Origin of the sequence: Moritella sp. 36 (assembly GCF_018219415.1) — a bacterium.
Classification (GTDB): Bacteria; Pseudomonadota; Gammaproteobacteria; order Enterobacterales; family Moritellaceae; genus Moritella.
On record NZ_CP056120.1, the window covers coordinates 929,226 to 954,609 of the forward strand.

At 39.8% G+C, this 25,384-nt stretch carries 20 protein-coding genes; 6 read left to right on the forward strand and 14 right to left on the reverse strand.

Translation table 11 applies throughout. The features are described 5' to 3' along the window. Positions 1 to 41 precede the first annotated feature (41 nt). The 6 genes from HWV03_RS04285 to gltB form a co-directional block, all read right to left on the reverse strand. Complete coding sequence (locus tag HWV03_RS04285; RefSeq protein ID WP_211678608.1) at positions 42 to 893, reverse strand: cobalamin-binding protein; 852 nt, start codon at positions 891 to 893, stop codon at positions 42 to 44. A gap of 42 nt (positions 894 to 935) precedes the next feature. Further along, complete coding sequence (locus tag HWV03_RS04290) at positions 936 to 1,862, reverse strand: cobalamin biosynthesis protein CobD/CbiB (RefSeq protein ID WP_255547062.1); 927 nt, start codon at positions 1,860 to 1,862, stop codon at positions 936 to 938. Positions 1,863 to 1,875: 13 nt separating this feature from the next. Next, positions 1,876 to 2,571, reverse strand: coding sequence for a 5'-methylthioadenosine/S-adenosylhomocysteine nucleosidase (mtnN, locus tag HWV03_RS04295; protein ID WP_211678610.1), 696 nt, complete (start codon positions 2,569 to 2,571; stop codon positions 1,876 to 1,878). Positions 2,572 to 2,645: 74 nt separating this feature from the next. Beyond that, complete coding sequence (locus tag HWV03_RS04300; protein ID WP_255547063.1) at positions 2,646 to 3,842, reverse strand: DUF481 domain-containing protein; 1,197 nt, start codon at positions 3,840 to 3,842, stop codon at positions 2,646 to 2,648. A 220-nt stretch (positions 3,843 to 4,062) separates the two neighbouring features. Beyond that, a complete protein-coding gene (locus HWV03_RS04305; protein ID WP_211678612.1) occupies positions 4,063 to 5,475 on the reverse strand; it encodes an FAD-dependent oxidoreductase in 1,413 nt (470 codons plus the stop codon). Positions 5,476 to 5,483: 8 nt separating this feature from the next. Then, on the reverse strand, positions 5,484 to 9,947 hold the full coding sequence (gltB, locus tag HWV03_RS04310; protein ID WP_211678613.1) for a glutamate synthase large subunit: 4,464 nt from the start codon (positions 9,945 to 9,947) through the stop codon (positions 5,484 to 5,486). A 522-nt stretch (positions 9,948 to 10,469) separates the two neighbouring features. Between gltB and HWV03_RS04315 the strand changes: the two genes are divergently transcribed. The 4 genes from HWV03_RS04315 to HWV03_RS04330 all read left to right on the forward strand — a co-directional run bounded on the left by HWV03_RS04315 (position 10,470) and on the right by HWV03_RS04330 (position 16,572). Then, positions 10,470 to 12,332, forward strand: a complete 1,863-nt coding sequence (locus HWV03_RS04315; RefSeq protein ID WP_211678614.1) for a sensor domain-containing diguanylate cyclase — start codon at positions 10,470 to 10,472, stop codon at positions 12,330 to 12,332. 69 nt (positions 12,333 to 12,401) lie between these two features. After that, positions 12,402 to 14,750 (forward strand): aerobic respiration two-component sensor histidine kinase ArcB, encoded by a 2,349-nt coding sequence (gene arcB, locus HWV03_RS04320; RefSeq protein ID WP_211678615.1) that lies wholly within the window; start codon positions 12,402 to 12,404, stop codon positions 14,748 to 14,750. Next, complete coding sequence (gene cls, locus HWV03_RS04325) at positions 14,743 to 16,215, forward strand: cardiolipin synthase (RefSeq protein ID WP_211678616.1); 1,473 nt, start codon at positions 14,743 to 14,745, stop codon at positions 16,213 to 16,215. The genes arcB and cls overlap by 8 nt, the downstream gene beginning before the upstream one ends. A gap of 90 nt (positions 16,216 to 16,305) precedes the next feature. Next, entirely contained in the window at positions 16,306 to 16,572 is a 267-nt protein-coding gene (locus HWV03_RS04330) for a hypothetical protein (RefSeq protein WP_211678617.1), read from the forward strand. A 139-nt stretch (positions 16,573 to 16,711) separates the two neighbouring features. Here HWV03_RS04330 and HWV03_RS04335 read toward each other — a convergent pair whose 3' ends face one another. Continuing rightward, complete coding sequence (locus HWV03_RS04335; RefSeq protein ID WP_211678618.1) at positions 16,712 to 17,812, reverse strand: ketoacyl-ACP synthase III; 1,101 nt, start codon at positions 17,810 to 17,812, stop codon at positions 16,712 to 16,714. Between the two features lie 577 nt (positions 17,813 to 18,389). On the opposite strand from HWV03_RS04335, the gene HWV03_RS04340 reads away from it, so the two are divergent. After that, on the forward strand, positions 18,390 to 18,863 hold the full coding sequence (locus HWV03_RS04340) for an Lrp/AsnC family transcriptional regulator (RefSeq protein WP_211674239.1): 474 nt from the start codon (positions 18,390 to 18,392) through the stop codon (positions 18,861 to 18,863). Between the two features lie 4 nt (positions 18,864 to 18,867). On the opposite strand, the gene HWV03_RS04345 is transcribed toward HWV03_RS04340, so the two are convergent. From HWV03_RS04345 to HWV03_RS04365, 5 genes are all read right to left on the reverse strand, one after another. Beyond that, positions 18,868 to 19,584 carry a DUF3581 family protein gene (locus tag HWV03_RS04345; RefSeq protein ID WP_211678619.1) on the reverse strand — a complete coding sequence of 239 codons (717 nt, stop codon included), beginning with the start codon at positions 19,582 to 19,584 and terminating at the stop codon, positions 18,868 to 18,870. Between the two features lie 162 nt (positions 19,585 to 19,746). Further along, entirely contained in the window at positions 19,747 to 20,187 is a 441-nt protein-coding gene (locus HWV03_RS04350) for a hypothetical protein (protein ID WP_211678620.1), read from the reverse strand. 136 nt (positions 20,188 to 20,323) lie between these two features. Then, a complete protein-coding gene (gene purU / locus HWV03_RS04355; RefSeq protein WP_211678621.1) occupies positions 20,324 to 21,157 on the reverse strand; it encodes a formyltetrahydrofolate deformylase in 834 nt (277 codons plus the stop codon). Between the two features lie 101 nt (positions 21,158 to 21,258). Further along, the gene (locus tag HWV03_RS04360; protein WP_211678622.1) at positions 21,259 to 21,726 is read right to left on the reverse strand and encodes a YchJ family protein; all 468 of its coding nucleotides are present in this window, start codon (positions 21,724 to 21,726) and stop codon (positions 21,259 to 21,261) included. A 9-nt stretch (positions 21,727 to 21,735) separates the two neighbouring features. Next, positions 21,736 to 22,230, reverse strand: coding sequence for a DUF2947 domain-containing protein (locus HWV03_RS04365; protein ID WP_211674244.1), 495 nt, complete (start codon positions 22,228 to 22,230; stop codon positions 21,736 to 21,738). A gap of 195 nt (positions 22,231 to 22,425) precedes the next feature. Here HWV03_RS04365 and HWV03_RS04370 point away from each other — a divergent pair, with 195 nt between their 5' ends. Continuing rightward, positions 22,426 to 23,430 carry a hydrolase gene (locus tag HWV03_RS04370; protein ID WP_211678623.1) on the forward strand — a complete coding sequence of 335 codons (1,005 nt, stop codon included), beginning with the start codon at positions 22,426 to 22,428 and terminating at the stop codon, positions 23,428 to 23,430. Between the two features lie 358 nt (positions 23,431 to 23,788). Here HWV03_RS04370 and HWV03_RS04375 read toward each other — a convergent pair whose 3' ends face one another. Continuing rightward, the gene (locus HWV03_RS04375) at positions 23,789 to 24,220 is read right to left on the reverse strand and encodes a universal stress protein (RefSeq protein ID WP_211678624.1); all 432 of its coding nucleotides are present in this window, start codon (positions 24,218 to 24,220) and stop codon (positions 23,789 to 23,791) included. Between the two features lie 245 nt (positions 24,221 to 24,465). Then, positions 24,466 to 25,230, reverse strand: coding sequence for an OmpA family protein (locus tag HWV03_RS04380; RefSeq protein WP_211678625.1), 765 nt, complete (start codon positions 25,228 to 25,230; stop codon positions 24,466 to 24,468). Positions 25,231 to 25,384 lie beyond the last annotated feature (154 nt).

Genomic DNA, 25,384 nt, shown 5'->3' on the forward strand with positions numbered 1-25,384 from the left:
TTAGCTGTTTGAATTATGGCAATATTCATGCTTATTTTGGATTATTTTTTCGCTTGAAGCGCTATATCACAGAGTGTTTTTATTCCTGTCAGTACGCGGGGAGAAAAACGGTGAGATACATCTGGATTAATTCTAAATATATTACCATCTTTAACCGCAGGGATGCTTTTCCAAGTTTGCCACTGTTGTAATTCACTGTCGTTGACTGTACCTGCGATGATCACCGCGGGTTGTTTCACGAGTACTTGCTCAATGTTGATCACTGGATAGGGAACAGGACTGTCACTGAATACATTATTAAACCCACACAGGGCGAATTGTTCTTGTAACCAAGGATCACTGGCTACTGTCATTAATGGCGTTGCCCACACTTGATAAAACAGATCTTGTTTGGGATTATTCTTATAATCTTCACGTAGTTGATCTAAGGCTTTAAGGTATCTATTGCTGACTGGGTTAGCAATCGCTTGTGTACCAAAGACTTCACCAAGATTTTGTATTTGTGTGGCAACATCGGCTAATCCCCCCGTTTTTGATGCATAGACGGGGATCCCAAATTTTTTGAGTCGGTTGATATCGGCCGCTGAATTGCCTTGTTGCCAGTAAATAATCATATCGGGCTCAAGCGCGAGTATCGTTTCGATATTTATTTGTTGCGAGCTAGCGACAATGGGCAATGCTTTGGCCTCTTCAGGATAATCAGAGTAAGCACTGACACCGATCAGCCTATCACCAGCACCGGCGGCAAAAACCAGCTCTGTAGTATGTGGTGAGAGCGATACGATACGCTGTGGGTACTTTTCTTGTTCTGGTAAAGGTAATGCTTGAACCGGTAATGATAATACGACAAGTGGGATGATAACTAGCGTAATGAGCCGTGCGTAAAAAGACATAAGTTCTCATGATGTTGGAAAGTAAAATTGACTATCGTAAGACTATCTAATTGAAATAAGCAGATAGATCGCGCTGATAAAAATTAACCAGACGAGTAATGCCCACGTCAGTTTTTGTTGTGCTCGGTTGATATCATCGCGCTGTGCGGGTTCGGTATGACCAAGCTGACTAAACCGGTACATTGTACCTTGGTATTTTCGTGGGCCACCTAATTGAATTGCGAGACTATAGGCAAAACTTGATAATAAAAAGCCGCTGCTAAAGTGATGCCATTTCTTTGCCTGTTTGTTTAAATTTGCTAACGGACTTGTCGCACGTTGTAAGCTGCGTAATGTGCATCCGAGAATGATATGATTAGGCGCTGAAAGTAAGTGTAGTAAGAATGCTGCAGGGCGGCCAAAATGACGATTAACGGCTAGTTTACTATTCCAGTTATGTGCCATTAGTTGAATTACACGATAAATAATCGCGGCCCAGATACCAACGCTGATATACCAAAATATAACGGCAAACCACTGATAGCTATTACGTAGACACAGGTTTTCAATACTGGCTTTATGCAAACCGAGCAAGGATAACGGGTCTAAATCGCGTAATGTCCGAGGCTGTATTTGGCTTATGATAGTTTGTTTTTCGAGGTTACCTAAATCAATTTCAGGTAAATTTATTTTTTCCCATTGCAATAAACACAGTAATAGTACGAACTCAAATAAGATGGGTTCAATCACAATAAATTGAATGACGGCTGCGATAATTAAGATAAATCCAAGCATGGTGATGAGCGCAAGGTTACCTGCAATATATTGTTGCTGGTGGCTGCGTTGTGCATTATTTACTTTATCCGCAATGGCGTTAAAGAATAGGTTTAAAAGTTGCGTAGGGTGAAAGTGAGGTGGGCAGAGTGGTAAGCGTGCGATGACGACTGCAGTCAGCAATATAAACACTGACTGCAAACTGGTCCAATCCATGACCAAGTTCATGTTATTTTAACTCGTGTAACATGTTTACTACCATTGCTGATGAGTTCTTCGCGGCAACAACCAGGTATTCTTCAAATGATGTTGGAGATTCTTTACCTGCAATATCTGATAATGAACGGATCACAACAAAAGGTACGTCAAACTGGTGACATGTTTGCGCAATTGCTGCTGCTTCCATTTCTACTGCTGCCATTGTAGGGAAGTTAGTACGTGCTTCTTCTACTTTTTTCGGATCAGCCATGAAGCTATCACCAGTGCAAATTAAACCTTCGATAGTTTTAATGTCGCTGTCTGCTGAGATCGCTTTTTTAGCGGCTTCAACAAGACGTGGCTCAGGGATATAAGCAGCAGGTTTTTGTGCACATTGACCTATTTCGTAACCAAACACAGTTAAGTCAACGTCGTGGTGACGCACTTCACTTGAGATCACTACATCACCAATTTTAAGCGTTTTATCGTAACCGCCTGCGGAACCGGTATTGATAATGTAATCAGGTTTGTAATGTTCAAGCAGTAATGTTGTCGCTACAGCTGCAGCAACTTTACCAATACCTGATTTACTTAAAATTACATCATGACCTGCAAGTGATCCGCTATAGTATTCACAGCCAGCTTGAGTAAATGTTGTTACGTTTTCTAGTTGTTCGCGCAGGATCTCAACTTCCTGCTCCATTGCACCAATAATACCAATTTTCATCGTTGTCTCTAATCTATCTCGAAAAATGTAATGCTAGCACAGTTTTGTTGCGGTATGAATTGGTCACCAAGGTATTAATTAAAAGAAACACCTAAGCCAAACGTAAGTCGAAAGTCATTTTTTTCTAATGGAGAGCCATCAATATCGGGTGGGGGATTATTGATTCGGACCCAGAGAAATGTAATTTCGAAATCAAGTACATCAGTGAGCTCAATATCAAAGTTTAATTTCGTATTTTGTCGGAGTCCACCAAGGTCAGATTCTGTTGCCATCAATTTATAACTTAATTCCAAATCAATCTTGTCATGTATTTCACGTTCATAATCGAGACCGAAGGATAGAGCGAGGCTGGCATCACTTTTATTGAGTTCTGCATCAGTATGTTCATATTTCGTATATAAATAAGAAGGACCTAAGTTCATTTCCAACTCTTGCTCGCCGTCGTCAATAAATTGATAACCGATACCCATACCGAGATCGATCTGGCTGTTTACATTTTGTAGCGGATCGCGATATAAGTTTAAATCAATTGGTCGGAAAAAAAGATCTTTATCACTATAAACATCGTAGGTCATTAGGAAACGATGGCTCTCATCGGTTTGCACATTATTGGTCTCGCCAATGATCGCGGTATATGAGGTTTTAATTCGTGATGTTGTGGTGTGACGAGAAAACTCAACATTGGTATTATATTCTAGTTTATTGGTATTACCCGAGCTTAGGTTTGCCCCTAAGGCTACCTTACCTTTCCAGATATTGGTACCGGTTTCGGGGCCTGCGATCAGGGTCATAAGGTCTTTTTGATTAATTTTATGTTGACGATTGTTACTGATCGTCATTACACCATTTTCAAGTGCAATCGTACCTGTGATAACCCTCCCGTTAACGGTTAAAATGGTAAATAATTGGCGGCTATTAATACGGCTAATGTCTTTCCATTTAATTTTTAAATCGCCGAGGTCATCGCTATCAAAAGCAAGTTTGTCATTATAGAGATCTTCAATTTTCCCAATTAAGAATTCTCCCGATTTTAACCAGACCCAGTCTTCATCTGTACCTAAGCTATCCGCGAGGATGATTTCTTGACTATTTTCAGTGGTGGTAACCGCGTCTGTATTCACGGAGATATTGGTCTCAATGCTCGTCGGCTCGGTAACAGGGTGGGGGGATTCTGTTTTAATATAATCGCCTAAAATTATCTCTTGCGCAGCAAAGCTCGGTACGCTAACTAGCATACTTAAAAAAGTGAAAGCGATTCTGAGTCTAATCAACTTTAATTTCGTTGTTCTGAGGGCGTTAAGCGAATTCATTATTACCTAATATTAAGCCATTGATGTCTTTAAGGTGACGGATATAATATAAAAAATCAGTCTATAATTAAATATATTGTCGATTTTTATAGCTTAAAATAAAGAATAAAAAAACGCCAACATTAATAATGCTAGCGTTTTTAATTAGATATGTAATTTCAAGCGTTTAACTCTTTAATCTTTAAACGTCTAAGTAGTCGAGTATTGCCTCGGCAGCACGGCGACCTTCATCAATCGCTGTTACGACTAAATCTGACCCTCGAACAGCATCTCCGCCAGCAAAGATTTTCGGATTTGCGGTTTGGAATGGGAAGTCGCTTTGTTCTGGTGCAATAATGCCATTCCAGCTATTTGTTGTTACACCCTCATCCAATAACCATTGTGCCGGATTTGGTTGGAAACCAAATGCTTGAATAACCGCATCGGCTTTTAGCACGTGCTCAGAACCAATCACTTGTTCGGCACGACGACGACCTTTTTCATCTGGCTTACCTAAACGGGTTTTCACCATTTTAACGCCTGTGGTTTTATCGCCAACAACTTCAATATCAAGTGGTTGTAAATTCCATAAGAATTTAACGCCTTCTTCTTTGGCATTTTTAACTTCGCGCTTAGAACCTGGCATGCTTATTTCGTCTCGGCGATAAGCACAATAAACGTTTTTAGCACCTTGACGAACCGCAGTTCGAACACAGTCCATCGCCGTATCACCACCACCAAGGACAACGACCGTTTTACCTTTTAAATTGATAAATTCATCAGCACTTTTTTCAAAGCCGAGTTCATTATTCGTATTTGCAATCAGGTAAGGTAGGGCGTCATAAACACCTTGTGCAGCCCCGTTGTCAAAACCACCATTGATGTATTTATACGTACCAACACCAACAAATACAGCATCATACTCTGCCACTAATTGACTGAATTGAATATCTTTACCAATTTCAGTGTTAAGGCAAAATTCGATACCCATTTCTGTGAATACTTCACGGCGATGAGTCATTACACTTTTATCAAGCTTAAATGCTGGAATACCGAACGTTAATAGACCACCGATTTCTGGGTTACGGTCATAAACGACGGGTGTTACACCATTACGGACTAAGATATCTGCAGTGGCAAGACCAGCTGGACCCGCACCGATAATAGCCACTTTTTTATCATTGCGAACAACCTTAGACATGTCTGGGCGCCAGCCCATCTTAAAGGCTTCGTCGGTAATGTATTTTTCAACATTACCAATAGTAACCGCACCGAAATCTGTATTTAGTGTACAAGAACCTTCGCATAAACGATCTTGTGGGCAAACTCGACCACAAACTTCAGGTAAGCTGTTGGTTTCATGACAAAGCTCTGCAGCTTCAATAATACGACCTTCTTCAACCAATTTTAGCCAGTTTGGAATGTAGTTATGTACAGGGCATTTCCACTCACAGTATGGGTTACCACATTCTAAACAACGACCCGCTTGCATTTTTGCTTGGTTCGCTGTAAACGGTTTATAAATTTCGATAAAGTCCACTTTACGGATCTTTAACGCTTTTTTATCTGGATCAATGCGTTGTACATCGACAAATTGAAATACATTATTACTCATGATCCCTCCTATTGAGCCTGGACACGTAGCTCTGCAGCAGAGCGTGATTTATGGCCAAGTAATGCGTTCATATCAGCTGATTTAGGCTTGATAATAAAGAATTTTCTTATCACCGTATCGAATTCATTAAGCAGGTCTTGCGCATGTTGACTACATGTTTGAGCAAGGTGTTCAATGATAATACCGCGAAGGTGTTCAACGTGCATTGGGTAATCCGTTACTGCATGTTGCTCCACTAGTTCATTGTTAAGTTTACTTGCTAATTGACCACTTAGGTCATAAATATAAGCAAAACCACCTGTCATACCAGCACCAAAGTTAACACCCGTATCACCTAGGACTGTCACAATACCACCCGTCATGTATTCACAACCGTTGTCACCAATACCTTCGATTACAGCATTTGCACCAGAGTTACGTACCGCGAAACGTTCGCCAGCTAAGCCTGCTGCGTATAATTCGCCACCTGATGCGCCATATAGACAAGTATTACCTGCGATAACCGCTTCGTGTGTTTTAAACGCTGAACCAGGTTCTGGGCGAATAACAATACGCCCACCTGTCATGCCTTTGCCTACGTAATCGTTGGCATCGCCAGTCAGATTAAGGTTTAATCCGCCAGCATTCCATACACCAAAACTTTGACCGGCAGTACCTGTAAAGTTTACTGTGATAGGATCCGATGCCATACCTTGGTTACCATGCTGTTTTGCAATTTCACCAGACAGACGGGCACCAACTGAACGATCGGTATTTTTAATTGGGAAGCTACTTGATAACCCTGATTTTTCAGTGATTGATTCTAAGTAATGCGCAATTAAAGCTTCGTTAAGCTCTGCTTTATCATACGGTTCGTTGGTTGCTTGGCAATATATACCTAAGCCTTCTTTTGGCTTTGGTTTATAGGTAATACCAGATAAATCAATTTTACGTTGTTTATCAGTGAGCCCGTCTAGTTGCACTAATAAATCAGTACGACCAATTAAATCGGTTAACTGAGTTACGCCAAGTGATGCCATTATTTCACGGGTTTCTTGAGCAATAAATTTGAAGTAGTTCATGACCATTTCCGGTAGACCATGGAAGTGATCTTGACGTAATTTGTCGTCTTGTGTTGCAACACCTGTCGCGCAGTTGTTTAGGTGACAAATTCGCAGGAATTTACAACCTAAGGCCACCATTGGTCCAGTACCAAAGCCAAAGCTTTCGGCACCAAGAATCGCACCTTTAACAACATCGAGACCGGTTTTTAGGCCACCATCGACTTGTAAGCGGATACGATGACGTAAGCCATTTTCAACTAATGCTTGTTGTGTTTCTGCCAAGCCAAGCTCCCAAGGGCTACCTGCATATTTAACAGAGGTAATCGGACTTGCAGCTGTACCGCCGTCATAACCTGAAATGGTAATTAAATCGGCATACGCTTTTGCAACACCTGTCGCAATCGTACCAACACCTGGTTCAGATACTAATTTAACGGATACTAATGCAGATGGGTTGATCTGTTTAATATCAAAAATCAGCTGTGATAAATCTTCAATTGAATAAATATCATGATGCGGTGGTGGTGAAATAAGGGTGACTCCGGGTACTGAATTACGTAGTTTAGCAATTTCAGTTGTTACTTTATGTCCCGGTAATTGGCCTCCTTCACCTGGTTTTGCACCTTGTGCTACTTTAATTTGAATGATTTCTGCATTCATTAAGTAATGCGGTGTTACACCAAAGCGGCCAGACGCGATTTGTTTAATTTTAGATACTTTTAAAGTACCAAAACGACGTGGGTCTTCACCGCCTTCACCCGAGTTAGAGTTACCACCTAAGGTGTTCATCGCAATAGCAAGTGCTTCATGTGCTTCAGGGCTTAATGCACCGATTGACATTGCTGCGGTATCAAAACGTTTATACAGATTATCTTCATGTTCAACATCATCAATCGCAATTGGGTTTTCTGATTTTTTCAGCTGTAACATATCACGCAAGGTTGCAATAGGGCGCTCATTTACTTCTGTTGAATACTGCTTGTAGTCTTCATATTTACCGCTTTGTACTGCTGTTTGTAATGTACTGACAACATCGGGATTATAAGCATGGTATTCACCACCGTGAACATATTTCAGTAGACCGCCTTGTGAGGTCGGTTTACGTTTTGTCCATGCTAATTTACTGAGTTTCTGTTGGTCGATATGGAAATCGCTAAAGTCAGCGCCTTTGATACGGCTGCTTGTGCCTTTAAAGCATAACTCGATAACTTCATCGGCTAAACCTACGGCTTCAAACAGTTGTGAGCAACGGTAACTGGCAATGGTAGAAATACCCATTTTCGACATGATCTTGTACAGGCCTTTATTAATACCATTACGGTAGTTTAATAATGTCTTTGCAATATCTTGTGGGATGGTCTCTATTTCAACTAGTTTACGCAGTGATTCATAAGCAAGATATGGGTAAACAGCCGTTGCACCAAAACCAAGTAATACGGCGAAATGATGCGGATCACGGGCACTTGCTGTTTCTACAACAATATTGGTATCACAGCGTAAGTTAGCTTCAACCAAGGCTGTTTGTACTGCACCAACAGCCATTGCTGCTGGAATAGGTAGCTGATTTTTCGCTAACGTACGGTCTGTTAGTACTAATAGCACTGCGCCTGAAGTAGCAAGTTCAACTGCTTCTGCAGTAATACGTGCAACCGCGCGTCCTAAGGTCTCATTTTGACCGTTAAAGCAGAGGTTAATTTTTGCTGTTTTATAGAACTCGTTACTTAATTCTGTGACTTGCTTGAAATCTGAGAATAGTAGTATTGGTGAATTAAATAGTACGCGGTGCGCATGACCATCTGTTTCATTAAATACATTGTGCTCACGACCGATGCAAGTTGCCAATGACATGACATGGTTTTCACGTAATGGATCGATTGGCGGGTTGGTTACTTGCGCGAACTTTTGGCGGAAGTAGTCATACAGCGAACGTGTTTTAGTTGAAAGTACAGCCATCGGAGTGTCATCACCCATAGAGCCTGTCGCTTCTTGCGCATTTTCACCTAGAACACGAATAATCTGATCGAGCTCTTCTCTACTATAATCAAATTGTTTTTGATATGTTGCTAATTGTTCATCATTAAAAGTTCGCATACCAATTGCTTCTTTTGGTAATACTTCAAATGGTGTCAGTCTCGTTGAATTATTAGTTAACCATTCACGGTAAGGATTACGGCCTTTTAATTCTTGGTCAATGTCCCAAGAGGTCCATAATTTCCCTGTTTCAGTATCGATAACTAATAATTCGCCTGGGCCTACACGGCCTTTTTCGATAACTTCATCAGCAGTGTAATCCCATATACCGACTTCAGAGGCCACGGTTATGAAGCCATCTGTTGTGCGTACATAACGTGCTGGACGTAAACCATTACGGTCTAGCCCACAAGCTGCATAACGACCATCACTTAGTACGATACCCGCTGGGCCATCCCAAGGTTCCATATGCATTGAGTTAAAATCATAGAATGCGCGTAGATCATCATCCATATTGGGATGATTCTGCCATGCTGGCGGCACTAATAGACGGAAAGCGCGGAAAATATCCATACCACCGGCTAAGAAGAGTTCGAGCATGTTATCCATTGATGATGAATCTGAACCTTTGGTATTAACAAACGGTGCCGCGTCGTGCATATCAGGGAGTAATGGCGAGCTAAATTTATAACTCCGTGCGCGAGCCCATTCTCGGTTACCTTCGATCGTGTTAATTTCACCATTGTGCGCCATAAAGCGGAATGGTTGTGCTAACGGCCATTTTGGCGATGTATTTGTTGAGAATCGTTGGTGGAATAAACAAATTGCAGATTGCATACGAAGATCGGCAAGGTCTAAGAAGAACTTCGGCAGATCACCCGCCATACACAAACCTTTGTAGATCGTGACTAGGTTTGACAAGCTGGCAATATAGAAATCGCTATCATCTGTAATGCGTTTTTCGATACGACGTTTAGTTAAATATAAACGACGCTCGATATCTTTAGGTGCCCAACCAGCGGGAGCATTGATAAAGATTTGTTGAATTTGTGGCAATGATGACATTGCAATTTCACCGAGTACGCTCGTATCAAGAGGGACTTCACGCCAGCCAACAACATTCAGTGTTTCGCGCTCGAGTTCTTCTTTAATGATTTGTTTTGCTGCTGCTGATTTATCCGTGTCTTGATTTAAGAACATCATACCAACGGCGTAGTTACTTCCGAGATTCCAATCATTTTCTGCCGCAATAGCACGGAAAAACCCGTCAGGCTTTTGCATTAGCAAACCACAGCCATCTCCTGTTTTTCCATCTGCCGCAATACCGCCCCTATGTTGCATACGGTCTAATGATGAAATCGCGACGCGAACTAACTTGTGACTAGCTTCACCTTCTTGATGGGCAATTAAACCAAAACCACAGTTGTCTTTTTCCAGCGACGGGTCATAGACTGACATTGCACTTCTCCCTTGCATTCAATTTACTAAATTCTAAACTATGTACACCCAATAGAGCTTCTACTCACGGGTACAAAATACATAAAAAAATAGATAAATCGTTAAAGTTTCCAAAAGCCGAAAATTGGCTAACCTGCCAAATTTACCAGAATTAATACTTAGGTCAATCTAAAAATGTATTCTGAGCTACTTATCACCTTTTCATGTAAATGGTCCATTTGTTTTGATATTGGATAATAAACTGGCCAAAATACTGATGATTACTTAATAAATGGGTTTTTATTTTGGCAATATGACATTGTGTAATTTTTTACCTCTGTTTTCATAGTTTTTAATCTTGTCACTGAGTATTTATCTTACTGTTTAATCGTAATGTACTGATTTATTTGGTTTATGCTGCTTGGTACTAAAGTATTAAAAACAAAAGTGGGTGGTCGCTGTAGTTTTAATTATAACTGCTTTACAGAGATCTAATTTTGGTGTTGTATGGTTTACCTGTGTGAGATGGATCTTAGGTAAAATATGGATTTAAATTATCGATTTTTTATAACTGAAATATTCAGTTGGTGGCAGGATATTACTGGACTTTCAACAAGTACCTTGGTCGGTATGACGTTTTGGTTGGTTGTCACTACCTTATTGATAAGCATCCTTGTTATTTTAACGCTATTGCGAAAACTCACGACTTGCCAATCATTATTGACCTTTTCTGCAACGCCCACTCTTGTTCTTGATATTAAAAAAGGCACGATACTTTATTCTAATTCTGCAATCGCGACTATCTTCGATCAAGAGAATAATACCAGTAATATTATTGCACAATGTTGCTTCGAGCGTTTATCCCACCGAGTTGATGAGACTACGGTCACTAATGATGTTTTCCATATTAAGCAGCTAAAAAAGACGTTACGCTTTAGCGCGGTACAAATCAAATATCAACGTCGCCGGGCTTGGTTGTGTCAGATCGATCATATTGGTACAAACTCTTCTGCTATTTCGCCTTGGGATATGGATGGTCAAATCATTAATAGCTTATTTCTCTCCAATTCGGCTTTTATTCATATTAAAACCTTAGATGGATTAATTCTTAATTGTTCACCATCATGGGCAGCTCAATTCGACCAATCAATAGAGCAAGTGAATGGCCATTTTGAACACGATTTTTATAGCGCCTCCAAGCTGGCTCAAATTCATTCTTATGAGAAAACGGTCCTCACGGGTAAAGTTGAAAAATATGAAGAATGGAGCACAGTCGATGATAATAATATGTTATTACAAACCATTAAATCCCCTTTGTATGATGAACACAAAAAAGTGGTCGCTATCTTAACTGTATCTAATGACCGAACGGAAGTGATGGAACTGAATGAGCGATTACTTAATGAAAATAGTGAACACTTACGTATAGAAGCTGAGCTTAGCCGTAATAATAGCTTATTAAACTCAGTCATTAATGCGACACCCGATCCCGTTGCGTTTATGAATTGCAATGGAAAATTTGTGGGTGCGAACGAAGGGTATTGTGAAGTCGTTGGTGTTAAACATGCGGATTTGATTGGCATGGATAGAGAAAACTTGATTAGTATTGATAAAAGATCGTGGCTGTTTGAGCAAGAAAACCAATTATTACTGGATGGTAAATCTGTTCGCTATGAAGAGTTGTTGCATCTATCAGAGCAAAACCCGCGTTGGTATGAAATATGTAAGCAGCGCTATGTAAATAATACTAACGGTGAAAGTGGTATTTTAATTATCTATCGAGATTTAACTGAACGTAAGCGTATTGAGCATGATCTTGAGCAAGCCATTGAGAAATTCGATGAACTGAGTTCAACGGATGCTCTGACAAAAGTGGCGAATCGACGCACCTTTGATAATAAACTACAGCATTATTGGTCAACTCATCATCGAGAAGTGAAACAGATGTCTTTATTGTTCTGCGATGTCGATTGTTTCAAGTTATATAATGATAATTACGGTCATCCAATGGGCGATATTGTATTGACTGAGTTAGCCCAAGTGATGAATGACCAAGTACATCGTGGGGCTGATTTAGTCGCGCGTTATGGTGGTGAAGAGTTTGCTGTTATTTTGCCTAATACCGATGAAGAGGGGGCAACTCGCCTTGCCAGTAAGATCATTACTGCTGTTGAAGGTTTAGGTATTGAGCATGCTTATTCTAAAGCGGCAAAACATGTCACACTGAGTATCGGTATTGCAACTATGTGCCCAGTATCTGAAAGTTCGGAAGTACAATTACTTGAAAATGCGGATAAGGCATTATATATCGCGAAGGAAAATGGACGAAATCAGTATTCGGTGTATCAAGAGTTAAGTCATGATAATGACATACAGGAATTAGATTTTGATTTATTAAAACCTTAATTTTTCTATGGTTTGCGTATAACCTGTCGTATATTATGGATATTCTAGATAATTTTATATGGATAAACCATGATGAAAATCAGAGCTTGGGCTCAATATTATGTTGATATGCTTACTAAGTTAGGTGTTATTCGGTTTAGTATTTTTTCTGCCGCCACGGTTATTTTCTTTTCTATTACGATACAAGCAAGTATTAATTATATCCTACGTGGAGAAGTTAAACTTGACGATTTATATGCCGCAATTTTATTTGCGAGTGTCGTGACGCCTTGGGTGGTATTCTTCCTTTCGATTGTCGTGCAACAACTTGAGGACTCGCGCAAACGCCTGAGTAAAATGGTGTACAAACTGCAAGAAGTGCGCGCTCGAGACTTGCAGCTTCAGCAAGAATTACAAGTTAATCTAATTGAACTTAATGATGAGTTTGAAGAACGTAAAAAAGCAGAAGCAGATAGAAACCAAGCCTTCAAAGACTTAGAGAATGAAGTATTTCAGCGTGAACAAGCACAATTAGTTGTCGAAGAACGCTCGGCATTAGTGCGGTCATTCATTGATAGTTCTCCCGATCTCGTTTATTACAGTAATGAGCGTGGGCAGTTTTCTGGCTGTAATTTATCGATGGAAGCGTTAACGGGTAAAGTTGAAAAAGAGCTTATTGGTTTGACGCCGTTTGATGCTTTTGATACTGAGATTGCGGCTAAGTTCGCGGCAACAGATAAAGCCGTATTGAGCACTCAATTACCAGAAACCTATGAACAATGGTTAACATATCCTGATGGTCACAAGGCCTGCTTTGAATTGCGGAAAGTGCCCTTTTTTGGGCAACGAAATGAATATATCGGCGTACTTGGTTATGGCCGCGATATTACCGAACGTAAGAAATACCAAGATGCGCTAGAGAAAGCCAGCCGCGACAAAACCACATTTATTTCGACCATTAGCCATGAATTACGTACCCCTTTAAATGGTGTTGTTGGTTTAAGCCGGATTTTACTTGATGGTTCGCTTAACGATGAGCAACGTCAGCATTTAAATACGATCTATGTGAGTGCCCAAACTATGGGTAATATCTTTAATGATATTATTGATTTGGACAAATTTGATCGTCGTAAGTTTGAAATCGTAAATCAACCGATTGAATTTAGAAGTTTTCTGAATGATATAAAAACGCTAGCCCTGCTTCAAGCCGAGCAAAAAGGCTTGGTTTTAGAGTTTGATGTATTTGGTGATATCCCAGACTTTATTAATGCTGACGGCACTCGATTGCGTCAAGTATTGTGGAACTTGGTGTCTAATGCGGTGAAGTTTACCGATTCGGGTGAAGTGAGCATTCGGGTGTTTACCAGTGAGGAAGCAGATAATAAAATTGGTTTGACCTTTGAGGTTGAGGATACCGGTATTGGTATTTCGGCAGAAGGCCAAGATAAAATATTTGCGATGTATTATCAGGAACAGGGAAGTAAACGGGCAACCGGAACGGGTATTGGATTGTCTGTCGCAAAAAGCCTCATGACGGCGATGGGCGGCGATATTTGGGTGAGCAGTGAGCTAGGTCAAGGTGCTTGTTTTACGATTGAATTTGATGTGGATGGGGTGGACAGTTTACAAAGTAGTTCGGTTGTTGAAAGTGAGCAAACTAAACTGTTGATATTACTTGTCGAAGATATCGAGCTGAATGTTACTGTATGTACGGCGATATTAAATAAATTAGGCCATACTGTTGAAGTTGCTGTCGATGGTCGCAGTGCGATCCAAATGGCGGAAGAAAACACCTATGATTTAATTTTTCTTGATATTAATTTACCTGATATTTCTGGATTTGAAATTATTAAAGTATTACGGGAAAATACCGCGTTGGAGTTACCTCCAGTTATCGCGCTCACTGCAAATGTGATCAATAATCGTCAAGAATACATTGAGAAAGGTATGGACGACGCAATAAGTAAACCGCTGTCTATTAACGCTGTGACTGGCGTGATCACGCGCTTACTGCACAGTGTCGAACAAGGTGAAAAACCGAAGGTTAACTATACACCTGCCGCCCTCGCTGATGAGCGGGAAATGCTCGAAGAATATCTTGATATTGATTTATTACAACAATATCTTGATACATTAGGTAAGGAGCTTTTATTACAAAGTGTTTGTTTATTTGAACAAACAATGCCTCATTATTTAGCAATATTGAACTCGAATTTAACCGCCAGAGACCAAGATGCGATTGTTGATGAAGCACATAAGATCAAAGGCGCGGCAGGTTCGATTGGATTAGTACGTATACAGCAGGTATCACAATTAGCACAATCACCAGAGCAGCCTACATGGTGGGAGAATATCGATGATTGGGTTGAACAAATTAATACCGAATACCTGCATGATGTGAAACGTTTGAAAAACTGGATTGAAAATAAAAATGTATAGCTGGGATTCGTTCACTAATTTTATTACCTTGTTGCTCGTTTTTTTGCATGCAGTAATCATTATATTAGTGTCATTTCGGGTTATTACTAAACGGCGATCTGCGAGTATTTCGTTGGCGTGGTTAGCTGTTATTTACACGTTACCGTTTGCTGGCGTTATTGTGTATGTTATTTTTGGTGAGTTGTATTTAGGCAAAAAAAGAGTACAAAGAGCGGAGGCGATGTTAGGGCCTTTTACGCAACGAATTAACCAGTGCGCAGCACCCTATCGAGTTAAAAAAGGCAGTCATACCAGCGCCTTGGTTACTCCGTTGCGTGAACTGATTTATAGTCGTTTTCAAATGCCTAGCGTAAGAGGCAATAAATTGACGTTATTAACCAGTCCTCACTGTATTCTTGAGCAGATAACGGCTGACATTAATAGTGCCATTAACGTCGTGTATATAGAGTTTTATATATGGGCGCTTGGTGGTAAAGCTGACCTGGTGGCGTTAGCATTGATTAATGCCGCAAAACGAGGTGTTGATTGTCGGGTCATGCTCGACTCTGTAGGTAGCTCTGCGTTCTTCAAAAGCCATTGGCCTAAATGCTTTAAGCAAGCAGGTATCCATCTTGTCGAGGTGTTACCTGTAGGGCCAATGCGGATATTCTTCCATCGTCAAGATTTACGTATGCACCGCAAGCTCATTGCTATTGATAGTAATGTTGGTTACACCGGGAGCATGAACTTGATCGATCCTCAAGTATTTAAACAAAATGCCGGCGTGGGTGAGTGGGTTGATATTATGATCCGTATGCAAGGGCCGATTATTCCTATTACTGGTTCATTACTTGAATGGGACTGGGAAATGGAAACTGGAGAAAGTTTAGTTAATAGCACTATTTCTAAGTACAAGGAAAGCTCGGTCTTTGAAGAGAACAGCCAAGTACAAGTGATTCCATCAGGTCCTTATTTTGATTATGATAATATTCATCAAGTGTTGGTTTCAGCAATTTATTCAGCACAAAAATCATTAATTCTAACGACCCCTTACTTTGTGCCTGATGAAGCGTTACAGGCGGCACTTAAAACGGCCAGTGCGCGTGGTGTTAAGGTACAAATTATTCTGCCAGAAAAAAATGACTCTCGTATGGTGGATTATGCATGTAAAGGTTTTTTTGATGAATTGTTAGCTTGCGGTGTTGAAATATACCAATATCAGGATGGGCTGCTGCATACCAAAAGTATTCTTGTGGATAATGAATTATGTTTGGTGGGGACGGTTAACTTGGATAAGCGTAGTTTTTGGCTCAATTTTGAGGTCACATTACTTATAGATCAATCCCCTTTTATTGCCGAACTTTATCAATTACAACTATCTTATATAGCACACTCACATAAAATTTGTTTAACCGAGTGGCGACAACGAAGTCGAGTACAACGGTTTTTGGAAAGCCTATTTTATTTATTTAATCCACTATTGTAGATATAAATGTAGATATAAATGTAGATATAAATGTAGATATAAATGTAGATATAAATAAGCAGCAATAATAAACGATTAGCAGGTATAAAAATGAAAAAAATTATTTTATTGTCGTTAACGGTATTTGGCCTCGCAGCGTGTAGTAACACTGAAATCACGGCTGAAACAGCAAAACCATTACCTATATTACCAAGTTACAGTCATAGCTGCCCTGATGAACGTCCACAAATGTGTACGATGGATTACCGCCCAGTATGTGGTACAACTGCGTCGGGTGAATTGAAAACATTCGGTAACGCGTGTGGTGCATGTGCAGATACTAGCATTAGTGGTTATTCAGAAGGTGAGTGTAAGTAGCTCGAATCTAGAGATATGAATGTAAGTCGTTTGACTATATATCATCAATATAAAAAGCCAAGCGTATGATTTTCATCCACTTGGCTTTTTGTTCTTTTAACAAGTTAATAAGTTAATTCATCAACGCGCTAGCTATATATTAATCGGTTTGTGATTCACGGGCTAATTTAGCATCCTGGCAGCCTTTAATTGCATCTTGGATTAGATCCAAAGCGGTACCATTGTACTCAGGTAGAGCCGCTTCTGATGTTGCGACAGGCGTGACTCGTTCACCCCATTTTATCATCGTAGCACCCCAAGTTAGACCACCACCAAATGCAGCAAGTAGCACATTATCTCCTGCCTTAATACGGCCTTCTTCTAATGCTTCACAAAGCGCAATCGGTACAGTCGCAGACGAAGTGTTACCGTACTTATGCACGTTAACCATGACTTTTTCTTTACTTGCGCCCATGCGTTTCGCTAAGAAATCAATGATACGTAAGTTAGCTTGGTGAGGAATAATAAAATCAACGTCCTCTGGTGTCATTTGTGCTTTTTCAAGCGCAATTGCAGATGCTTCACCCATGCGTGTTACGGCGCGTTTAAAGATTTCTTTACCCTCGAAATTGAAGTCAAATAGACCATCAACATTCTTGAAACGGGCTCTGTCAGTACCAAAGTTAGGAACCGATAGAATATGGCCTGCATCGCCATCACAGCCAATTTTATTACTTAAAATACCCTGCTTCTCAGTACTTGATTCTAGAATTACGGCACCAGCACCGTCACCGAACAGTACTGCGGTGCTGCGTTCTGTCCAGTCAAGGAAATAACTGATACGTTCAGCACCAATCACTAAAACTTTGTTCATTTGACCACTTTGGATAAATGCATTTGCCGTACTTAAGCCATAAACAAAACCTGTACACGCAGCATTCATATCAAATACAGCTGCGTTGGTCGCGCCTAACTTGGCTTGTACTTTTGATGCAGCACTTGGCAGTGTGCAGTCGGCAGTACAAGTCGCAAAGAAAATACCGTCAAGCTCTGATGCATCAATACCCGCAGCTGCAATAGCTTGGCACGCAGCCACATAGGCCAATTCTGATGTACTTACATGTGAGATACGGCGTTCTTGCATGCCTGTGCGTGATTGGATCCATTCGTCATTAGTCTCGAGGAAAGTACTGAGATCATGATTTGTTAGCGTTGCGGGAGGTAGGCATTTACCCCAACCGGTGATGTTTGCATAATGCATTGAAATTTACCTGTGTTTTGTGACTGGCTAATACAGACTGAGTCGCGAAATGTACGTAATACGAAATGATAAAGTGCTTTATTATACGCGGTATAGCGAAATGACTGTTATTGAAATTGAAATTACTTTGTCAATTATAGAGGCTAGTCTTTGAAAGTGGTAGCTAAATTGTCATTGAAGGTCTAATAGAGGTCAAAATTAGATACAAAAAAGGCACCGTTTAGGATGCCTATTTTTGCGTTAATATTGCCGGTCACTTGTGGTGAAGATTATCCTGGATAAGAAGTTGTGCCTGATTGGTCGCAAGAAGGGTACTTCTATCACCGCATCGACCTGGGTTAAGGTGTCTGCTAATCAGCTGTGGCGTTATCTTTAACTGGGTTTAGTATAGCGAGGTTGATGGGGAATGTGGTTGCGATGTTTGCACTAATAGTGAGTTTTTTAGCAATTACATTTGTAGTAATAATGATAATTGGCAATAATTAACCCTAGGTGTATTATCGTGCGCTATTTGTAGTCTCTATTTTTAATTTAGAGGTAATACAAAACAAGTAAAAGATGAAATAGGGTGATGAAAATGAAATTAGACAGAACAGATAAGTTAATTCTTAATTTAATACAAGAAAATGGCCGGATCAGTAATTTAGAATTAGCGGATAAAATTGGCTTGTCAGCGTCGCCTTGTTCCCGACGTGTGAAGCATTTAGAAGAGTTAGGCTTAATTGATAAACATGTCACCTTGCTTAACCAAGCTAAACTTGGTTTAAAGCTGACGGCTTATATCCATATTAGTATGGATCGACATACACCTGAACGCTTTGAGAATTTTGAAACTGAGATCGCCGCTATTCCTGATGTGATGGAGTGCTGTATTATTACCGGTAGTGATGCTGATTTTCAATTAAAGGTTATTGTGCCAGATATGGAACATTACCAAGAGCTACTGTTAGGAAAACTAACGGGGATTAAAGGAGTAACGGGCGTGAGATCGAGCTTTATGTTACGTAATGTTTTAAGTCGAACGGTATTACCGCTCGACCACATTAAATAGGTGACTAGCTTGCTGCAGAAAGGTACTTGGTTTTTGCAGCTTGATAATCGGCAATGACACCATCCATTACAGATTCTTCATATTGGATCAAGCCGCTTAATAGCATTTCTTTTTGGCCAGTACCGACTTTTTCGTCACCTTCGTAGAAATCAAATTTAAAGGTGACGGTTGCACGCTTACCCTGTACGCTGATGATCGCTTCATCAAACTTCAGCGCAATACTTTTAACGTCGACACGTGTTAGGTTTATTTGCATGCATTTATACATAATTAATGCACGAGCAGGGTTAAACATGAGATTTTCGCTGCGCATGAGCGGCACCATTATGTCAGGAAAATTCTTTCCTGAAAATTGCACATACTCTTTAATGATCTTACTGATAATTTCTTCATCATAAGATGTGTTTCCGCCGAGCTCTAACTCCATAAATGCCTGTTCATCAGCATTCACTATCGCTGTTTTATTGTTTAATAGTGGTGAAAATTGCAGATCTACGTCATTTTTTACCATCCCGGTAAAATTAATCTTCATCGTTTCTGATAAGCCGAACTTAGCCAAAGAAACAGCAAAAAGTAAATCACCTGGTACACAAAAGCGCTTATTATCCACATCATGGATCTTGTTATAATCGTTAGCTACAGTTTTAGCAAATCGACTAGCTTGTTGTTGAGTAAAGCGAAAATAGCTGTCTTTTTGAGAATAGAATTCGTTTAGAAACATATTTAATTAAACTACGGTAATGAAAAATCCAGTTTACATTACTTTTGTTTATAGGCAGGTCGATCCAGTTGCAAATATGACGTTTTTAAATGCAAACTGGATCACGTGATGAGACTCTTGACTCAATGAATGACGGCATCATTCAATGATGACTGAAAATGACTACTTTTTAATATCTGGAGTGACACTTCGTAAGATGCCAATACCGGTACTGAGTAATGTCGAGCTCGTTTTGAGAATCGTTTCTGCCGGCATTGCTGCAGCTGAGCCCATCATGGTCGGAATAAACTTTTTAAAGGAATTATCGACACCATCTTCAACTTCTTTACTGAGTTGGGGTAAGAACTCATCAATAATTTGATCTAATTCTTGTTTTATATGCGCTTCTAATTCAGGTTGTATTTCTGCAATTTTGGCTTCGATAGCGTCCGCAATGTCTTTACTTATTTGGGGTGATGCTTGACTGATCGTAGCTTCTGCTTCTGTTTTTATTAAGGTGATTTGTGTGGCTAAATAGGGCTTAATTACGTTATTGAATACATATAAAAAAGCAAGTGCAGTTAAGATGCTACTGAGTAAGGCCGTAAAGATAATTGTTAACATAATGAGCCATTAAATGATGAATAAGCTATTAATATTAACAATTTAGTGATTGCTGTAAAGGGATATCTGAAAGGAGGCCGGGATGGACCCAAAATAATTTATGGATCCATCCCTAGTTTATGGAATCGAAAGTGAGCTAGAATACCACCGTTCGGTTTTCATAAATAAATACGCGCTCTTCAAGCACTAGACGTAATGCTTTACTGAGTACTGATTTTTCTACATCTTTGCCTGATCGCGCCATATCTTCGGCGCTGTATTTATGATCTACATGAATGACGTCTTGTAAAATAATCGGTCCTTCATCTAAGTTGTTTGTTACATAGTGGGCTGTTGCACCAATAATTTTCACACCACGTTCGAACGCTTGTTTGTATGGCTGTGCGCCAATAAAAGCCGGTAAAAATGAATGATGGATATTGATGATTTTGTTTTCAAATGCAGCCACAAAATTAGGCGTTAGAATACGCATGTATTTAGCTAAAATCACATAATCGGGCTGGTATTTTGATACTGTGTCAATGATACGTTGTTCATGTTCCTCTCGGGTGATATCGAGATGAGAAACTGTGTGATAAGGCACATCAAATTTTTCTGTTAATTCAGCAAGGTTATCGTAATTACCTACAACAGCAGCGATCTCAACATCCAAACCGCCGTAATAATTCTTCATTAAAATGTCGCCAAGGCAATGCGCTTCTTTGGTGACTAAAATAACGATACGTTTACGACCCGCAGAAACGAGCTTACGGCGTGACCCCGTTGGTAGTGCGCTATCTAGGTCGACAAGTAAGGTTTCATCGTTGAATATCCCTTCGAGTTCGGTACGCATAAAAAATCGATTGTGGGTGTTATCGACAAACTCGGTGTTATTGACAATATTGAGCTGATGTTTATAACATATGTTGGTGATCTTCGAGATAAGTCCTTTTTGATCGGGACAATCGGCCAGTAATATTTTCTTTTCCATAATATCTACTACTTTATTTGATGTTTAATATTATATGACTAAATGAAATACTCATTTCTAGTATGCCTGTTAGCCATATTGATTGTATTTAGCAATGACGGCTAGCCACAGCACTTCTTATATTTTTTACCACTGCCACATAAGCAAGGATCATTGCGGCCTTGTTTTAGGGGCGCTGGGTTTAATTCGCCATTGGTATAAAACCACTGCTGGTCTTGAAATACGAAGTTGGAGCGTTCATGCAAACACGCTTCTTCTTCACCTTCTTGAAACCACGCCTTGAACTCGACAATGCCTGTTTCGCTTTCTTCATCACCTTGGCTCATCATTATTTCTAACCGTAGCCACTGGGTATGTTCGGCTGTTTCTGCAATCAAGTCTTCATTTAAATCGCCAATAAAGTCAGGGTGATGCGTTGCCATTAAAAAAACGGGGATATTGTTTACATAAGCACTGTAGCGTGAACGCATCAGTTGCTCTGCGGTTGCTGGTATCGCGGTACCATAAATGTATTTACCGCAGCAATCTTTAAAGGGCATTGCTAAACCACAGCTACAAGAAGTATGCATAATGGCGCTTTATTTCGCTTGCTGGATAGGAGACCGAGTACCAATTAATACGGTACCGCTCTCTTTAAATGAAAGGGCTTCTTTACGTTTCGCCGAGATTAATAATGCACCGTCATCATAGAACAAAAAGTTTTTCCAGTTACGTTTAAATGTGCCCCAATTTGTTTCAATCATATTAAAGCGTTCATAACAAAAATAAACTTTACTGTTATCATCCCAAGTTAAATGCGCGAGCACTTCTTCAGGTAATTCATTACTATCATCATTGTCCCAAGCTTGCTGCCAGTCGACTTCTTGCAACCAAGTATTTTGGTCGTGTGGCCAGTCGCCTTTACTGAACTGATCGGTAAAGTTACATTGCGAGCTAATAAGTTGGCTCCATAATTGACCGGCCCTTGCTTTGCTAAAGGGCTTGATATTAGCTAAATCATCCGCATTAACTGGTAACGACGAATGATTAAATATCCATTTTCGAGAATAAGATTCAAGTTCTATATAATTCATTAATGACACTGGTTATAAGTAAAATTATTTCCAGTTTACAACATTATTAACCTTGGTGGTATCAATTACTAAGCGGACCCCAATTAAACGAGTGTAGTGTTATTATAAAATATCCTAGTGGTGTTATTATAAAATATCCAATAAAATGCAAGGCGTTGTTTAAACAACCAATTGGTTAACTTAAGGTACTTAAAGATGTTTCAACCGAGCCAATTTCAGCCGCAGTGGTGGATTCGTAATGCGCATTTACAAACAATGCTGCCGACGATTAGCCGCCGAAATCTGACGTTTCCGACAATTAGTGAAAGATTAGAACTTGAAGATGGTGATTTTCTTGATCTTGCTTGGACTGCTCTACCAACAGTAGAAAGTAATAAACCGATTGTTATTATTTTTCATGGTCTTGAAGGCTCTGTGGAGTCGCCTTATGTCAAAGGGATCATGCATGCGGTCAGTGCGGCTGGCTGGATTGGTTTAGTCATGCACTTTCGTGGTTGTAGTGAAGAATCAAATCGTTTATTACGGGCTTATCATTCTGGTGATACAAGCGATGCAAGTTATGTCATTGGTTTGATTGCTAAGCGCTACCCTCATGCTCCGTTATTTGCTGTCGGGTATTCGCTCGGAGGTAGTGTGTTAACGCATTATTTGGCGCAAACAGGTAAGCAATCTCAATTATTAGCAGCATCTGTTGTATCTGCACCATTATTGTTAGCTGAAAGTGCAGAGCGGATTAAAAAAGGTTTTTCTAAAGCGTACCAACGACGATTGATTAAACGTCTGCAGGCCAGTGTAGTACGTAAATTCGAGCATTTGGATATGTGCACAGCGTTGAATTTGACGACCAAGCAAGTCAAAAAATTAAATACGTTTGTTGAATTTGATGATCGTGTGACAGCGCCGCTACATGGTTTTAAAGATGCTCTGGATTATTATCGACAATGCAGCAGTTTGCAGTTTTTACACAAGATCCAAACGCCTACATTATTTATTCATGCCGAAGATGATCCATTTTTAACTAAAAAAGTGATCCCAGAGCTAAAAGATATGTCGGCAAATATAGTATTCGAATTAAGTCGCTATGGCGGGCACGTCGGTTTTGTATATGGCTCAATTTTAAATCCAAAATATTGGCTGGAAGAACGAATACCCAATTGGTTTAGTGAATTTACTAAAGATAAAAATAGCAATTCCAAATAGTTAACCCTATTTAATTCACCTATTTTTAATGGTTGCGACTTTTTGTAACACTATTAGAGCGCTTAGCGTGGCTGCTTGAAGATTTGGGGGTTCATGGTGTATTTTCTAGTTACTGTGATAAATGAAAACGGCAGCGACGATTGATTATTCCTGCATTTTCTTACAACACATTGGCAAACTTTGTTCCTGACTTCAAATAATTACCCATCAATTTACAAACGACTATCGACAAAAGTAGCAACGGGCACTGCGCCGCTTATTTCAGCAGCGCGTTTAGCTATCATCGCAGGTAAGGTTGTTATTTAAGTTAATCAAAATCCCCATTAAATTATCTGAGTTAATGGGGTTCATGTTTATTTTATTTCACGATTAAGACAGGGCAGTGAGAATGGCGAGTCACAGATTCTGCGACACTGCCAATTAGGATATGCTCTAACCCAGTACGACCATGACTTGCTATAACGATCATATCACAATCAAAATCAACAGCAGCTTGCGTAATCTCCGTTGCTGGGTGTCCCTCTAATACAGCAGTATGTAGCGGTATGCTTGGCTTAATATCAATGGTTAATTCATCGAGTTTTTCTTGCGTTATCTTTAGCATGTGTTCGTGAATATCATTTGGGGTGATGGCAAGAACCTGAAAGCTATCAAAGCCATGGATCTCATTAATCACACTGACTAAATGCAAGGTAGCATCATATTTTAATGCCATTTCTGCCGCATAGCTTATTGCTTTATTCGCTATATCTGAAAAGTCGGTTGGGCAAAGAATATTGTTAATGGTCATGATGAGGCTCCTAGTTAAGATGGGACTAACGAAATAGTCGTGAAATACACTATTAAATATACTCACTTGGGGCTAGTAAACTGTTACTTAGATCATAAAATATCACTTAAATATTTTGCGATGACCATTTCAGTATAGGACAAGAATATTTCAGTATAAAACAAGTGCATTTAAGTTTGAAAAGAGTAATGGGCTAGCTAATCATTACTAGCCCTCATTGTAAGGAGCTGACTATTATTGGACTGTTAGAATTGCATGGCCATTTCATCTGCAGCACTATCATGTAAATTGTTTTTTAGGTTATCGATAAATTCGATACTCACTTTGCGATCTCGTGGATATTGAATAAGATCTCCTAGATCAGAACTGGCTAATTCTGCACCAAAAGAGTGTACTTGGATATTGCTCTCGTTTACCCCTAACGAGATAAGCTGATCATGAACTGCTACTGCTCTTTGCTGTGCTAAATTAATGTTCAGTTCTTCTTGTCCGCTTGGGTCCGCGTGACCAGATAGAACGATGCTTATTGTTGGGTTTTCTATTAAGTAATCTGCTATTTGTGTTAACCGTGCTTGATTCGTTATATCAATCACGCTTTGATTGACCGCAAAGAGTAGGTCTAACTGTAATGCATCCAATACCAATTGTTGGTTTAACTCGTCTGTTTCTGCTATTTTCTGGATCTGTTGGTCCAAAATTAATACATCTTGCTGCAGCTGATTATTCTGCAATTCACTTGCCAATAGATTCTCTGTTATCTGTTGGTTTTCTGAAATAAGCTGATCAGATTCAATTGATTTGTCCCAGGTATTATTAATCCAATCTCCGGCTGCAACACCGAGTACTAAGCCAATTGGACCACCTGCAATGGTGCCGACGATTATGGTGGATGAAAATACACCTGCTTTTTCCCATGCTGTTAGAGGTTCTTGTTCTGCAGCATTTGCTGAGATGCTCGTGAATGCCATTGACGTAATAAGTAATGTTTTTGCGAAGGTCGATTTTTTCATGGTCAGTTTCCTTTTGATTAAGACTGCTTAACAAGCTATGACTCTATTAAAGCAACCAATAAAGGCTTTTTACTGCCAACAAAATGACAAGTTAGGTATCAATAATGACGAAAAATGACAATGTTCGAAAGGGTTATACCCAAGTTACTTTAAC